The sequence below is a fragment of the Streptomyces umbrinus genome, from assembly GCF_030817415.1.
Lineage (GTDB): Bacteria > Actinomycetota > Actinomycetes > Streptomycetales > Streptomycetaceae > Streptomyces > Streptomyces umbrinus_A.
In genome coordinates this window covers 7,001,690-7,016,533 of record NZ_JAUSZI010000002.1, presented here as the reverse complement: position 1 = coordinate 7,016,533, position 14,844 = coordinate 7,001,690, and the positions used below count along the sequence as shown (strand labels likewise).

At 66.1% G+C, this 14,844-nt stretch carries 11 protein-coding genes; all 11 read right to left on the bottom strand.

Features of this window, described 5'->3' with window-relative positions:
* Positions 1-19: 19 nt before the first annotated feature.
* The 11 genes from rpsG to rplK all read right to left on the bottom strand — a co-directional run bounded on the left by rpsG (position 20) and on the right by rplK (position 14,720).
* Positions 20-490: a 30S ribosomal protein S7 gene (rpsG, locus tag QF035_RS31035; RefSeq protein ID WP_030345396.1), complete on the bottom strand. Its 471-nt coding sequence runs from the start codon at positions 488-490 to the stop codon at positions 20-22.
* A 2-nt stretch (positions 491-492) separates the two neighbouring features.
* The gene (gene rpsL / locus QF035_RS31030; protein WP_003948652.1) at positions 493-864 is read right to left on the bottom strand and encodes a 30S ribosomal protein S12; all 372 of its coding nucleotides are present in this window, start codon (positions 862-864) and stop codon (positions 493-495) included.
* Positions 865-1,152: 288 nt separating this feature from the next.
* The gene (locus tag QF035_RS31025; protein ID WP_373466753.1) at positions 1,153-1,779 is read right to left on the bottom strand and encodes a DUF1707 and DUF4190 domain-containing protein; all 627 of its coding nucleotides are present in this window, start codon (positions 1,777-1,779) and stop codon (positions 1,153-1,155) included.
* A gap of 134 nt (positions 1,780-1,913) precedes the next feature.
* Complete coding sequence (locus QF035_RS31020) at positions 1,914-5,813, bottom strand: DNA-directed RNA polymerase subunit beta' (RefSeq protein ID WP_307523776.1); 3,900 nt, start codon at positions 5,811-5,813, stop codon at positions 1,914-1,916.
* A gap of 97 nt (positions 5,814-5,910) precedes the next feature.
* Complete coding sequence (gene rpoB, locus QF035_RS31015; RefSeq protein ID WP_189844516.1) at positions 5,911-9,393, bottom strand: DNA-directed RNA polymerase subunit beta; 3,483 nt, start codon at positions 9,391-9,393, stop codon at positions 5,911-5,913.
* Positions 9,394-10,056: 663 nt separating this feature from the next.
* Positions 10,057-10,437, bottom strand: coding sequence for a 50S ribosomal protein L7/L12 (gene rplL, locus QF035_RS31010; RefSeq protein WP_307523775.1), 381 nt, complete (start codon positions 10,435-10,437; stop codon positions 10,057-10,059).
* Between the two features lie 109 nt (positions 10,438-10,546).
* Entirely contained in the window at positions 10,547-11,077 is a 531-nt protein-coding gene (gene rplJ, locus QF035_RS31005) for a 50S ribosomal protein L10 (protein ID WP_055610505.1), read from the bottom strand.
* 310 nt (positions 11,078-11,387) lie between these two features.
* Entirely contained in the window at positions 11,388-12,248 is an 861-nt protein-coding gene (locus QF035_RS31000) for a DUF1396 domain-containing protein (protein ID WP_307523774.1), read from the bottom strand.
* A gap of 147 nt (positions 12,249-12,395) precedes the next feature.
* The gene (locus tag QF035_RS30995) at positions 12,396-13,319 is read right to left on the bottom strand and encodes a hypothetical protein (RefSeq protein WP_307523773.1); all 924 of its coding nucleotides are present in this window, start codon (positions 13,317-13,319) and stop codon (positions 12,396-12,398) included.
* Between the two features lie 163 nt (positions 13,320-13,482).
* On the bottom strand, positions 13,483-14,208 hold the full coding sequence (rplA, locus tag QF035_RS30990; RefSeq protein ID WP_055610502.1) for a 50S ribosomal protein L1: 726 nt from the start codon (positions 14,206-14,208) through the stop codon (positions 13,483-13,485).
* A 77-nt stretch (positions 14,209-14,285) separates the two neighbouring features.
* Positions 14,286-14,720 (bottom strand): 50S ribosomal protein L11, encoded by a 435-nt coding sequence (rplK, locus tag QF035_RS30985; protein ID WP_030359033.1) that lies wholly within the window; start codon positions 14,718-14,720, stop codon positions 14,286-14,288.
* Positions 14,721-14,844: the final 124 nt, after the last annotated feature.

Sequence of the window (14,844 nt, the reverse complement as noted above, 5' to 3'; positions counted from 1 at the left end):
GTCTCGATGGGGGTAGCGACTACCAGCGGTAGTGCGCGAAGGCCTTGTTGGACTCGGCCATCTTGTGGGTGTCCTCGCGCTTCTTCACAGCGGCACCGAGGCCGTTGGAGGCGTCGAGAAGCTCGTTGAGCAGACGCTCGGTCATGGTCTTCTCGCGACGGGCGCGGGAGTAACCGACCAGCCAGCGCAGCGCCAGGGTGCTCGCGCGGCCGGGCTTGACCTCGACCGGCACCTGGTAGGTGGCGCCACCGACACGGCGGGACTTGACCTCGAGGGTCGGCTTGATGTTCTCAAGAGCGCGCTTGAGCGTGATGACCGGGTCGTTGCCGGTCTTCTCGCGCAGGCCCTCCATGGCGCCGTAGACGATGCGCTCGGCGGTGGAGCGCTTGCCGTTCAGCAGCACCTTGTTGATGAGCGACGTGACAAGAGGAGAACCGTAGACCGGGTCGATGATGACCGGGCGCTTCGGGGCGGGGCCCTTACGAGGCATTTCTACTTCTCCTTCTTGGCGCCGTAGCGGCTGCGGGCCTGCTTGCGGTTCTTGACACCCTGGGTGTCCAGGGAACCTCGGATGATCTTGTAGCGAACACCCGGCAGGTCCTTCACACGGCCACCACGCACGAGCACGATGGAGTGCTCCTGCAGGTTGTGTCCCTCACCCGGAATGTAAGCGGTGACTTCGATCCCGCTGGTCAGACGCACACGCGCGACCTTACGCAGGGCCGAGTTCGGCTTCTTCGGGGTGGTCGTGAACACACGCGTGCAGACGCCGCGACGCTGGGGCGAACCCTCGAGTGCGGGCGTCTTGTTCTTCTCGACCTTGTCCTGCCGGCCCTTCCGGACCAGCTGCTGGATCGTAGGCACTACTTCTCCGGTTTCTGTGTGCCGAATGGTGAAGCTAACCTGGAACATCGCCGACCCACGCGGTCGGGTGTGTCGAATCCTGCGGACTCTCGCCGTGAAGCGAGAAGGGCGCAGATTTACGGTGGCCGCTTACGACTCCCCTTGCGGTTTGAAGGCACGCACGGGAGCCAGGGCACACCCCAGGCACAAGGTCTGAGCGTACCTACCTCATACGCTGCGGTCAAAACAAATGGGCCGCACTAACATCACTGAGTGGGCCATGCCAAGCCGCCACGCCGTCCGTGATCTTCATCCGGTCGTCAGCGCGGCGATGAGCAGCAGCGTCACCACAAGTGTCCAGCTGGCCGTGGCCAGCCATCCGATGACGAGTCCGGTGAGCGCGAGACCGTCACCGCCCTCGCCCGTGCGCCGGATCTCCGAGCGTGCGGAATGGCCGAGAATCACCGCGGGAAGACCGGTGAGCCCGACGGTTACCAGGCACAGCCCACCGCAGATCGCCGACCCGATCGCCTTCTCGTTCGTCTTCGGCACGGGAAGGGGCAGGAACGTCCGTGGCACGGCTCCTACGGCCGCCGGCAGCGGTACGGGCCCCTGGGGCAGGTCGGCCACCAGAAGGGCCAGCTCGCCCACCGTACGGGCCGCGTAGGCCCTCGCCACCCGCTTCTCGAACTCGGCCTGCTCCATGCGCCCCTCGCCGAAGCCGGCTCTGAGCACGTCGACGGCCCGCTCCCGGTCCGCGTGCGAGGCGAGCATCGAATGGCTGCCGTCCGCGTGCCCGGGCTGCGGCGGACCGCCCTGCCCGTACCAGACGGGCGGCTGACCACCCTGCCCACGCCAGGACGGCACACCACCCGGCCGCTGCCGGGCCTGCGGATCCTTCGGCCCCTCCCCGGGCTGCCACGACGGGTACGACACGGGAGCACCTCCCCCCGAAAGACTGGGCTTCCATCATGCTCCAACGCGGCATTTCCGGCATAGGTTCCCGTCACGGGAAAAGCCGAAGGGCGGCCACCCCGAAAGGTGACCGCCCTTCAACTCAAGCAACCCGCTTACTGGTTGTACGGACCGTAGTCGTAGTCCTCCAGCGGAACGGCCTGGCCGGAGCCCGTGCCGAACGGCGAGTAGTCGATGTCGTCGTAGCCGACGGCCGAGTACATCGCGGCCTTGGCCTCCTCGGTCGGCTCGACCCGGATGTTGCGGTAGCGGGACAGGCCCGTACCGGCCGGGATGAGCTTACCGATGATGACGTTCTCCTTGAGGCCGATCAGGGAGTCGGACTTGGCGTTGATCGCCGCGTCCGTCAGAACCCTGGTCGTCTCCTGGAAGGACGCCGCCGACAGCCACGACTCGGTGGCCAGCGACGCCTTGGTGATACCCATCAGCTGCGGACGGCCGGAGGCCGGGTGGCCGCCTTCCTGGACCACACGACGGTTCTCGGTCTCGAACTTCGACCGCTCGACGAGCTCGCCGGGCAGCAGCTCCGCGTCACCCGACTCGATGATCGTCACACGGCGGAGCATCTGCCGGATGATGATCTCGATGTGCTTGTCGTGGATCGACACGCCCTGCGAGTTGTAGACCCGCTGGACTTCGCCGACCAGGTGGACCTGGACGGCCCGCTGACCGAGGATGCGCAGCACGTCGTGCGGGTTGGTGGCACCCACGGTGAGCTTCTGGCCCACCTCGACGTGGTCGCCCTCGCCCACCAGCAGACGGGCACGCTTCGAGATCGGGAACGCCGTCTCGTCGCTGCCGTCGTCGGGGGTGACGACGAGCTTCTTGGTCTTCTCGGTCTCCTCGATCCGCACGCGGCCGGAGGCCTCGGAGATCGGGGCGACACCCTTCGGCGTACGAGCCTCGAAGAGCTCGACGACACGGGGCAGACCCTGGGTGATGTCGTCACCGGCCACACCGCCGGTGTGGAAGGTACGCATCGTCAGCTGCGTGCCGGGCTCACCGATGGACTGGGCGGCGATGATGCCGACCGCCTCACCGATGTCGACCAGCTTGCCGGTGGCCAGCGAACGGCCGTAGCACATGGCGCAGGTACCGACGGCGGACTCACAGGTCAGGACCGAACGGGTCTTGACCTCCTCGATGCCGTACTTGACGAGCTCGTCGATGAGGACGTCGCCCAGGTCGGTGTTGGCCGGGGCCAGCACCTTGCCGTCGACGGTGATGTCCTCGGCCAGCGCACGTGCGTACACGCTGGTCTCGACGTTCTCCGTCTTGCGCAGGACGCCGTCGGCGCCCCGCTCGGCGATCGCCAGACGCAGACCGCGGTCGGTGCCGCAGTCCTCCTCGCGGATGATCACGTCCTGCGACACGTCGACCAGACGACGGGTGAGGTAACCCGAGTCGGCGGTACGCAGGGCGGTGTCCGCAAGACCCTTACGGGCACCGTGCGTGGAGATGAAGTACTCCAGCACGGACAGGCCCTCACGGAAGGACGCCTTGATGGGACGCGGGATCGTCTCGTTCTTGGCGTTCGACACCAGACCACGCATACCCGCGATCTGACGCATCTGCATCATGTTTCCGCGAGCACCGGAGTTCACCATCATCGAGACCGGGTTGGTCTTCGGGAAGTTCGCGTTCATCGCCTCGGCGACCTCGTTGGTCGCCTTGGTCCAGATCGCGATGAGCTCCTGCGTGCGCTCGTCCTTGGTGATCAGACCACGCTCGTACTGCTTCTGGACCTTCTCGTCCTGGTCCTCGTAGCCCTTGACGATCGCGCGCTTCGCGTCGGGAACGACGATGTCGGAGATGGCCACGGTGACGCCGGAACGGGTCGCCCAGTAGAAGCCGGCCGCCTTCAGGTTGTCGAGCGTCGCCGCCACGATGACCTTGGGGTAGCGCTCGGCGAGGTCGTTGACGATCTCGGAGAGCTGCTTCTTGCCGACCTCGTAGTCGACGAACGGGTAGTCCTCGGGCAGCAGCTCGTTGAAGAGCGCGCGGCCCAGCGTGGTGTTCAGGCGGAAGGTGTCACCCTGCTGCCACTCCGGGTCGCCCTCCTCCTGAGCCGGCGGGGTCCAGCCGCGCGGCGGGATGGTGCCCACCGGGAAGCGGATGTCCACGCGCGACTGCAGCGAGAGGTCGCCGGCGTCGAACGCCATGATCGCCTCGGCCGCGGAGCCGAAGGACCGGCCCTCGCCCTTGACGTCCCGCAGCTCGCCGTCGGTGGTGAGGAAGAACAGACCGAGGACCATGTCCTGGGTCGGCATCGTCACCGGACGGCCGTCCGCGGGCTTGAGGATGTTGTTCGAGGACAGCATCAGGATGCGGGCCTCGGCCTGCGCCTCCGCGGAGAGCGGCAGGTGCACGGCCATCTGGTCACCGTCGAAGTCCGCGTTGAACGCGGTGCAGACGAGCGGGTGGATCTGGATGGCCTTGCCCTCGACCAGCTGCGGCTCGAAGGCCTGGATGCCGAGGCGGTGCAGCGTCGGCGCACGGTTCAGCAGAACCGGGTGCTCGGCGATGACCTCTTCCAGGACGTCGTACACGACCGTGCGGCCGCGCTCGACCATCCGCTTGGCGCTCTTGATGTTCTGCGCGTGGTTCAGGTCGACCAGGCGCTTCATCACGAACGGCTTGAAGAGCTCCAGCGCCATGGCCTTCGGCAGACCGCACTGGTGGAGCTTCAGCTGCGGACCGACGACGATCACGGAACGCGCGGAGTAGTCCACACGCTTGCCGAGCAGGTTCTGACGGAAACGACCCTGCTTGCCCTTGAGCATGTCGCTCAGGGACTTCAGCGGACGGTTACCGGGACCGGTGACCGGGCGACCACGACGACCGTTGTCGAAGAGGGCGTCCACGGCCTCCTGGAGCATGCGCTTCTCGTTGTTCACGATGATCTCGGGCGCGCCGAGGTCGAGAAGCCGCTTCAGACGGTTGTTCCGGTTGATCACACGGCGGTACAGGTCGTTCAGGTCGGAGGTCGCGAAGCGGCCACCGTCCAGCTGCACCATCGGGCGAAGGTCCGGCGGAATGACCGGGACGCAGTCGAGAACCATGCCCTTGGGGCTGTTGGAGGTCTGCAGGAAGGCAGACACGACCTTCAGCCGCTTCAGCGCACGGGTCTTCTTCTGGCCCTTGCCGGTACGGATGATCTCGCGGAGGCGCTCGGCCTCCTCGTCCAGGTCGAAGGACTCCAGGCGCTTCTGCAGGGCAGCCGCGCCCATGGAGCCGTCGAAGTAGGTCCCGAAGCGGTCACGCAGCTCGCGGTAGAGGAGCTCGTCACCCTCCAGGTCCTGGACCTTGAGGTTCTTGAATCGGGTCCACACCTCGTCGAGACGGTCGATCTCGCGCTGCGAACGGTCCCGCAGCTGCTTCATCTCACGCTCGGCACCTTCGCGCACCTTGCGGCGTACGTCGGCCTTGGCGCCCTCGGCCTCCAGCTCGGCCAGGTCGGTCTCGAGCTTCTTGGCGCGGGTCTCGAGGTCGGCGTCGCGGCGGTTCTCGATCTGCTGACGCTCGACGGAGACGTGAGCCTCCAGCGACGGCAGGTCGCGGGTACGACGCTCGTCGTCCACGTACGTGATCATGTACGCGGCGAAGTAGATGACCTTCTCGAGGTCCTTCGGGGCGAGGTCGAGCAGGTAGCCCAGCCGCGACGGAACGCCCTTGAAGTACCAGATGTGGGTGACGGGAGCGGCCAGCTCAATGTGGCCCATCCGCTCACGACGCACCTTGGCGCGAGTGACCTCGACGCCGCAGCGCTCGCAGATGATGCCCTTGAAGCGGACACGCTTGTACTTGCCGCAGTAGCACTCCCAGTCCCGGGTCGGACCGAAGATCTTCTCGCAGAAGAGTCCGTCCTTTTCGGGCTTGAGGGTGCGGTAGTTGATGGTCTCCGGCTTCTTGACCTCACCGTGGGACCACTGACGAATGTCGTCAGCGGTAGCAAGGCCGATCCGCAGCTCGTCGAAGAAGTTGACGTCGAGCACTTGTCGTCAATCCCTCTTTCGGGGTCGATTCTTCACTGGTCTGACTGGGGTCCGGGGTTAGCCGGGGCTCTTGTTCAAGGAGCCCCGGCCAGACCCGTCAGACCTCTTCGACGCTGCTCGGCTCGCGCCGGGACAGGTCGATACCGAGCTCCTCCGCGGCGCGGAAGACGTCCTCGTCCGTGTCGCGCATCTCGATGGACATGCCGTCCGAGGACAGCACCTCCACGTTGAGGCAGAGCGACTGCATTTCCTTGATGAGCACCTTGAAGGACTCGGGAATGCCGGGCTCGGGGATGTTCTCGCCCTTGACGATGGCCTCGTAGACCTTCACGCGGCCGGTCACGTCGTCGGACTTGATGGTCAGCAGTTCCTGGAGGGCGTAAGCGGCGCCATAAGCCTCGAGCGCCCACACCTCCATCTCACCGAAGCGCTGGCCACCGAACTGGGCCTTACCACCCAGCGGCTGCTGGGTGATCATCGAGTACGGACCGGTCGAGCGCGCGTGGAGCTTGTCGTCGACCAGGTGGTGGAGCTTGAGGATGTACATGTAGCCGACCGAGATCGGCTCCGGGAACGGCTCGCCGGAACGGCCGTCGAACAGAGGCGCCTTACCGGTGGGGAGCACCATGCGCTCGCCGTCGCGGTTCGGAATCGTGTGCTGCAGCAGACCGGCCAGCTCGTCCTCACGCGCACCGTCGAAGACGGGGGTGGCGACGTTCGTGCCCGGGTCGACCTTGTCGGCCTCGATGGCCTGGAGGCGCTGCGCCCAGTCGTCCGCCAGACCGGAGACGTCCCAGCCGCGGCTGGCGAGCCAGCCGAGGTGGATCTCCAGGACCTGTCCCGGGTTCATTCGGGACGGGACACCCAGCGGGTTGAGGATGATGTCGACCGGGGTGCCGTCCTCCAGGAACGGCATGTCCTCGATCGGCAGGATCTTGGAGATGACGCCCTTGTTGCCGTGACGGCCGGCGAGCTTGTCACCGTCGGTGATCTTGCGCTTCTGCGCCACGTACACGCGCACAAGCTGGTTCACACCGGGGGGAAGCTCGTCGCCCTCCTCACGGTCGAAGACGCGGACGCCGATGACCTTGCCGATCTCGCCGTGCGGCACCTTCAGCGAGGTGTCGCGCACCTCGCGCGCCTTCTCACCGAAGATCGCGCGGAGCAGGCGCTCCTCCGGGGTCAGCTCGGTCTCACCCTTGGGCGTGACCTTGCCGACCAGGATGTCGCCGGCGACGACCTCGGCACCGATGCGGATGATGCCGCGCTCGTCGAGGTCGGCCAGGACCTCCTCGGAGACGTTCGGGATGTCCCGGGTGATCTCCTCGGGGCCGAGCTTGGTGTCACGGGCGTCGACCTCGTGCTCCTCGATGTGGATCGAGGAGAGGACGTCGTCCTGCACGAGGCGCTGCGACAGGATGATCGCGTCCTCGTAGTTGTGACCCTCCCAGGGCATGAAGGCGACGAGCAGGTTCTTGCCCAGCGCCATCTCGCCTTCCTGGGTGGCCGGACCGTCGGCGAGAACCTGGTTCTCGACGACCCGGTCGCCCTCGTCCACGATCACCTTCTGGTTGACCGAGGTGCCCTGGTTGGAACGCGAGAACTTGGCGACGCGGTACGTGGTGTACGTGCCGTCGTCGTTGGCGACGGTGATGTAGTCCGCGGACACCTCCTGGACGACACCCGCCTTCTCGGCCTTGATGACGTCACCGGCGTCGACGGCGCAGCGGTACTCCATGCCCGTACCGACGAGGGGGGCCTCGGCGGTGATCAGCGGCACGGCCTGGCGCATCATGTTCGCGCCCATGAGGGCACGGTTGGCGTCGTCGTGCTCCAGGAAGGGGATCATCGCGGTCGCGACGGACACCATCTGGCGCGGGGAGACGTCCATGTAGTCGACGTCGTCACCGGGGACGTAGTCGACCTCGCCGCCACGACGGCGGACCAGGACACGAGCCTCGTCGAAGCGCATGTCGTCATTGAGCGAGGCGTTGGCCTGCGCGATGACGAACCGGTCCTCCTCGTCGGCCGTGAGGTAGTCGACCTCGTCGGTGACCTGGCCCTCGACGACCTTGCGGTACGGCGTCTCGACGAAACCGAAGGCGTTGATCCGGCCGTAGGAGGCGAGCGAGCCGATCAGGCCGATGTTCGGGCCTTCGGGGGTCTCGATCGGACACATGCGGCCGTAGTGCGAGGGGTGCACGTCACGGACTTCGAAGCCGGCCCGCTCACGGGACAGACCACCCGGGCCGAGCGCGTTGAGACGACGCTTGTGCGTCAGGCCCGACAGCGGGTTGTTCTGGTCCATGAACTGCGACAGCTGGCTGGTGCCGAAGAACTCCTTGATGGAGGCGACGACCGGCCGGATGTTGATCAGGGTCTGCGGCGTGATCGCCTCGACGTCCTGGGTCGTCATCCGCTCACGGACGACACGCTCCATACGCGCCAGACCCGTACGGACCTGGTTCTGGATGAGCTCGCCGACGTTGCGCAGACGACGGTTGCCGAAGTGGTCGATGTCGTCGGTCTCGACGACGATCGAGGCGCCGTTGGGACCAACGGTCTCGGTCTCACCGGCGTGCAGCTTCACCAGGTACTTGATCGTCTCGATGATGTCTTCGACGGTCAGGATCCCGGCGTCCAGCGGGGCTTCGCTGCCCAGCTTCTTGTTGACCTTGTAACGGCCGACGTTGGCGAGGTCGTAGCGCTTCGGGTTGAAGTAGAGGTTCTCGAGCAGCGTCTGCGCGGCCTCACGGGTCGGGGGCTCGCCCGGACGCAGCTTGCGGTAGATGTCGAGCAGTGCGTCGTCCTGGCCCTGGGTGTGGTCCTTCTCCAGGGTGGCGCGCATGGACTCGTACTCGCCGAACTCCTCGAGGATCTGCTCGGTCGTCCAACCGAGAGCCTTCAGGAGAACGGTGACGGACTGCTTGCGCTTGCGGTCGATGCGGACACCGACCATGTCGCGCTTGTCGATCTCCATCTCCAGCCAGGCACCCCGGGAGGGGATGACCTTGACCGAGAAGATGTCCTTGTCGGACGTCTTGTCGATGGAGGAGTCGAAGTAGACACCCGGCGAACGGACCAGTTGCGTCACGACGACACGCTCGGTGCCGTTGATGACGAAGGTGCCCTTGTTGGTCATGAGCGGGAAGTCGCCCATGAAGACCGTCTGGGACTTGATCTCGCCGGTCTCGTTGTTGGTGAACTCGGCGGTGACGAAGAGCGGGGCGGCGTACGTGAAGTCGCGCTCCTTGCACTCGTCGATCGAGTTCTTGGGAGGCTCGAAGCGGTGGTCGCGGAAAGTCAGGGACATCGACCCGGAGAAGTCCTCGATCGGGGAGATCTCCTCGAAGATCTCCTCCAGACCGGACTTGGTGGGGACGTCCTGTCCGCTGTCCAGAGCCGCCTCGACACGAGCCTTCCACGCGTCGTTTCCGAGCAGCCAGTCGAAGCTCTCGGTTTGCAGCGCAAGAAGGTTCGGAACCTCGAGGGGCTCCTTGATCTTTGCAAAAGAGATGCGCAGCGGGGCGGTGCTGGCGCCGTTGTTCGTATTCGCGGAGGCAGTGCGCGAGGCGGCCAAGAGGGGGTCCTTCCGAGGGCTCGGACTCACTACGCGCGTACCGGTCCCAAGCCGGACACCGGGACAGCCGTTTCCTGAATCAGCCAAAAGGCCAGGTCAGGATCGGTTCAATCCACAGTGCTGAAGCGAGGGCATGCCCCTGGTGACGGGCAGGAGGCAGCTAACAGGCAGCGCAAAGGGTCAGTGTAGCCACTAGGCCCACTGATGTCCAGTGCGGGTTTTTGAAGACCCTCGTTGTTCTCAACCCCTGCTGCAAGCCACGCCCTCGATGCACATCGATACTGCCCTCTTCGCCACCGATCCATGCCTCGGATCCGGATCGTTGTGACGACGCGTCCTGAGAATTGCGCGCTGCGTGCGGTTCGTCAAGGCCCCCCATGCCCGAACCGGGTGCTGCCATCGTCACTTGCAACCCGTCTTGCAACCTGTCTTGCTGCCCGTCACAGGGCGGCCGGAGGCACGAACGAAGATCACCATACTCGTCGCGACCGACAGCGCAAGGCAGTCGCCGCACGGCCCCCTCGAACGCCGAAGAGCGACCACCCAGATGGATGATCGCTCTTCGATGCGTCAGCGTTACAGCCCCTGCGGGAGCGGCTGCGTCGGCTCGCTGGAGCCGGGGCCACGGCGCCCCTGAGGGCGCCTGGTGGACGGCTCGTGGTGTTACTTGACCTCGACGGAGGCGCCGGCGCCCTTGAGGGACTCGGCGGCCTTCTCGGCGGCGTCCTTGGCGACCTTCTCGAGGACCGGCTTCGGAGCGCCGTCCACGAGGTCCTTGGCCTCCTTGAGACCCAGGGAGGTCAGCTCACGCACGACCTTGATGACCTGGATCTTCTTCTCGCCGGCACCCGTGAGGATGACGTCGAACTCGTCCTGCTCGGCCTCGGCCTCGGCCGGGGCGGCAGCGGCGGCGGGGCCGGCGGCGACCGCGGCGGCGGCGGTGACGTCGAACTTCTCCTCGAAGGCCTTCACGAACTCGGAGAGCTCGATGAGGGTGAGGGTCTCGAACTGCGCGAGCAGCTCTTCCTGGGACAGCTTCGCCATGATGGCGTCCTTCCACTAATTCGGCAGGTGCCGGATGTACTGGTGAGGCGGGCGTACGTTCGGCCCGCTACGACCGTCGCCTCAGGCGGCGGTCAATGCGCGAGCCGAATTACTCGGCACCGCCCTGCTCTTCGAGCTTGACGCGAAGCGCCTCCGCGGTGCGGACGAACTTCGACGGAAGCGCCTGGAAGAGCTGCGCAGCCTGAGTCTGCTTGCCCTTCATGGCACCCGCCAGCTTGGCGAGCAGAACCTCGCGGGACTCGAGGTCCGCAAGCTTCTTGATCTCGTCGGCGGACAGCGCCTTGCCGTCAAGGACACCGCCCTTGATGACGAGGTTCGGGTTGTCCTTGGCGAAGTCACGAAGACCCTTCGCCGACGTCACCGGGTCACCGGAGATGAAGGCAACCGCCGTCGGACCGTTGAACAGGTCGTCGAGCGTGGAGATCCCGGCCTCGTTGGCCGCGATCTTGGTCAGCGTGTTCTTCACCACGGCGTACTGGGCGTCTTCACCGAGCGAACGACGCAGCGTCTTGAGCTGCGCCACGGTGAGACCCCGGTACTCGGTCAGCACAGCGGCGTTCGAGCTGCGGAACTGGTCCGCGAGCTCGGCTACCGCGGCAGCCTTGTCGGGCCTTGCCATAAGCGTGGCCTCCTTCCGGGTGATGAGGACCGCTCAGAAGGAGACTGGGAAAACGAAACGCCCCGGCGCAGGCGCACGGGGCGTGACTCGACCGAACGGATCCGTACGAAGTACGGGACTGTCCGGGAGTTCATCCACAGTCACCTACGCGGGTCGTCCGCAGTTTCAGCGGATCCTTCGGTCGCCGCGCCCTCTAACAAGCACACGGCAACGACCAGCGGTCTTTGGCTTCTGTGGAAGGTTACGTGAACGGGTCGCTGTCAAGCAAATCCGTACGTGGGCCGACGCCGAACGCCGGCCTACGCCGAGGTCAGCTCTCGATGTCGCCCATCATCTCGGCCAGGTCCATGACGTCCTTGGCGGGCGGCGCCTCGACCGTCACGGGCTTGTTGTAGTCGACGAAGGTGATGGTCATGTCGAGCTTGCCCTTGTCGGCGTCGCCCTTCATACGGAACTGCTTGGTGCGGTCGTCGCCGTCGATCCACATGTCCATCGTGAGCGCGTCCACGCCCATCTTCTCGTACTGCTCAAGGCTCTTCTCCCGCTGCTCACGGGTGGTCTTGCTCTCGCTCTTGAGGGACTTGCGGAACTCGTCGAGGGTGACCGTGCCCTTGTAGTGGGTGGTCTCGACGCCGTCGATCTTCTCGGTGCCGACCTTCTTCACGTCCTTGGAGCCGGTGAGGAAGGTGGACTCCTGGGCCGGGTTCTTGTCGGCCGTCCCGGCGCCCGGAGCCGCGCCCCCCAGCGCGTCGTCCCCCAGCGTGGACAGGTCGAACTTGATCCAGCTCTTGCCGTCCATCTCCTTGGCGGCCGCGGCGCCTCCGCCTATGTACATCGCCTTGTCGACGAGGCGGATCTCGGCGGTGCCGTCCGCGCCCTGGTCGAGGGCGGTCATCTTCATGCTCATGGCGACGTCGGGCTTCATGCGCATCTGCGCTTCGGCCTTGACGCGCCCCTCCTCAGGGGTCCTGCCGGTCATCCGGTAGCTGATGGAGGTGATGTCCTCCGTGTTCTTCGCCGCCTTGGCCACGGCCGCGGCGGGCGTCATCTTCGGCGACTCCTCGCTCGCGCCGTCCTTCGAACAGCCGACGGCACCCCCGGCGAGGACCAGCGCGGCGAGTGCCGCACCGGTCGTCCTACGACGCACGGACGCACGCACAGAAATCTTCATGGTTCCCCCCAAGGAACAGATGAGCGACTCACAGACAGGGCGCGAGCGTATCCCAGAGGGACTCGGTCAGTCCTCCGAGTTCCTTGAGGCCTGTGTGACGCCCGGGGCGCCTGGGTGGCGCCCCTCCCTGCGTCCGTACGAGGCCTCTCAGGCCGCCGGCTGAGTCTGCATCAGGTCCTTGAAGTCGGCGGTGTCGCCGGCCGGGGGCTCCTCGGTGGAGACCTTCACGCCGTAGTCGCTGTAGAACGCCGTCGAGGACATCGAGCCGGTCGCCAGCTCGCCCTTCTCAACCTTCTTGACCAGCAGATCCTCGTCGTTGACCCATATGTCGATCGTCTCGGTGGTGACTCCGGCCTGCTCCAACTGGCGCTTCATGTCGGCCAGTTGGTCCGCGGTGAGGTTCGAGCTCTCGCCCGCGAGGTCCGCGACGTCGACCGTGCCCGAGTAGTGCGTGGTGTTCTCGCCGCGCACCTTCTCCTCGCCGACCTTCTTGACGTCCCCGGAGGCCAGCAGGAGCTTCACCGACTGGTTCGGCGTGGTGTTCTGCATCTGGTCCTTCATGTACGCGCCCGATCCGCCGGCGAGGTCCGCCAGGTCGTCGTACGCGTACTTGATCCAGTGCTTGCCGCCGGACTGCTCGGCGAACTTGTCGCCCATCTTCGCGTAGTAGGCGTCCGGCAGATAGCGGGCCTCCATGGAGGTGGTGCCCAGCTGCCGCATCTGGTCGGCCATCGTGCCGCCGGTGTACGTGATCGTCAGGGTGCCGGTGAGGCCGTCGGCCCAGCCGAGGGCGCCGTCAGCCTCCATGGACATGATCGTGCCCATGGTCGTGGTGGACTCGACCTTGGCGGAGTCGGCCTTGTCGGTGGACTTCTCGACGGAGCGCAGGGCCGCGATCGGGTTCGCCTGGGTCTTGGCCTTGCCGGCCGCCTTGTCGCCCCCTCCGGAGCTTCCGCCCGAGCTCCCGCCCGAACCCCCGTCGGAGTCCGAGCCGCTACAGGCCGCGACCCCCGTCAGCGCGGCGGCCATCACGATCGAGACAGTCGCGCGTCGCACGGCAGTGCTCTTCATTCGTCCCCCTATGCGATTCCTGTGCCTTGCACGCTAGCGCAGGGCACTGACACCCGGTCCGGAATCGGGCATCTGACAAAGAGGGACGGGCCCCGCACCTCGAAAGGTTGCGGGGCCCGTCCTGGAATCGCGTGTGCGACGCGGCTGCCGGTGAGCGTCAGGCTCAGACGGAGGCCGGGTCCTCCTCGACGAGGAGGTTGCGGGTGCGGTTCGGGTCGAGCGGGATGCCGGGGCCGATCGTCGTGCTGATCGCGGCCTTCCGGATGTAGCGACCCTTGGCGGCGGACGGCTTCAGACGGAGGATCTCCTCCAGCGCGGCGCCGTAGTTCTCCACCAGCTGGGTCTCGTCGAACGAGGTCTTGCCGATGATGAAGTGCAGGTTCGAGTGCTTGTCGACGCGGAACTCGATCTTGCCGCCCTTGATCTCGGTCACGGCCTTGGCCACGTCCGGGGTCACGGTGCCGGTCTTCGGGTTCGGCATCAGACCACGCGGGCCGAGGACACGGCCCAGGCGGCCGACCTTGCCCATGAGGTCCGGGGTGGCGACGACGGCGTCGAAGTCCAGACGGCCCTTCGCCACCTCGTCGATGAGCTCGTCGGAGCCGACGATGTCGGCGCCCGCGGCGGTCGCGGCCTCGGCACGGTCACCGGTCGCGAAGACCAGGACCCGGGCGGTCTTACCGGTGCCGTGCGGGAGGTTCACGGTGCCACGGACCATCTGGTCGGCCTTGCGCGGGTCGACACCCAGGCGGAAGGCGACCTCGACGGTGCCGTCGAACTTGCTCGTGGAGGTCTCCTTGGCGAGACGGACGGCCTCGAGCGGGGCGTAGAACTTCTCCCGGTCGATCTTGGCGTCCGCAGCGCGGAGAGACTTGCTGCGCTTGCTCACTACTGCTCCTGTGTGTTCTGAGGAGTCGTGGTGTGGGCCGAGCAGGCCCTGCCACGGTCTTTCCTACGGGGTGGAGGTCAGCCCTCGACCGTGATGCCCATGGAACGGGCGGTGCCGGCGATGATCTTCGACGCGGCGTCCAGGTCGTTGGCGTTCAGGTCGGGCATCTTCGTGGTGGCGATCTCGCGGACCTGCGCCTGGGTGATCTTGGCGACCTTGGTCTTGTGCGGCTCGCCGGAGCCCTTCTCCACGCCCGCGGCCTTGAGGATCATCTTCGCGGCCGGCGGGGTCTTGGTGATGAAGGTGAAGGAGCGGTCTTCGTAGACCGTGATCTCCACCGGGATCACCCAGCCACGCTGCGACTCGGTCGCGGCGTTGTAGGCCTTGCAGAACTCCATGATGTTGACGCCGTGCTGGCCCAGCGCGGGGCCGACCGGCGGCGCCGGGTTGGCCGCACCGGCCTGGATCTGGAGCTTGATGAGCCCCGTGACCTTCTTCTTCTTGGGAGGCATTGCTCTCTCCGGGTCCTAGTGAGAGTTTTCAGCCGCCGATCCGGATCATCCGGACGGAGGCATACCGCACAACGATAACGGGTATCTGTCTGCGGCCAAAAACCGAGCAGGTCAGACAGGCTTT

What these genes read in the sequence shown, in the direction of transcription:
- rpsG (WP_030345396.1), bottom strand. Translation starts at nt 490, where the DNA reads ATGCCTCGTAAGGGCCCCGCCCCGAAGCGCCCGGTCATCATCGACCCG.
- rplL (WP_307523775.1), bottom strand. Translation starts at nt 10,437, where the DNA reads ATGGCGAAGCTGTCCCAGGAAGAGCTGCTCGCGCAGTTCGAGACCCTC.
- rplJ (WP_055610505.1), bottom strand. Translation starts at nt 11,077, where the DNA reads ATGGCAAGGCCCGACAAGGCTGCCGCGGTAGCCGAGCTCGCGGACCAG.
- QF035_RS31000 (WP_307523774.1), bottom strand. Translation starts at nt 12,248, where the DNA reads ATGAAGATTTCTGTGCGTGCGTCCGTGCGTCGTAGGACGACCGGTGCG.
- QF035_RS30995 (WP_307523773.1), bottom strand. Translation starts at nt 13,319, where the DNA reads ATGAAGAGCACTGCCGTGCGACGCGCGACTGTCTCGATCGTGATGGCC.
- rplK (WP_030359033.1), bottom strand. Translation starts at nt 14,720, where the DNA reads ATGCCTCCCAAGAAGAAGAAGGTCACGGGGCTCATCAAGCTCCAGATC.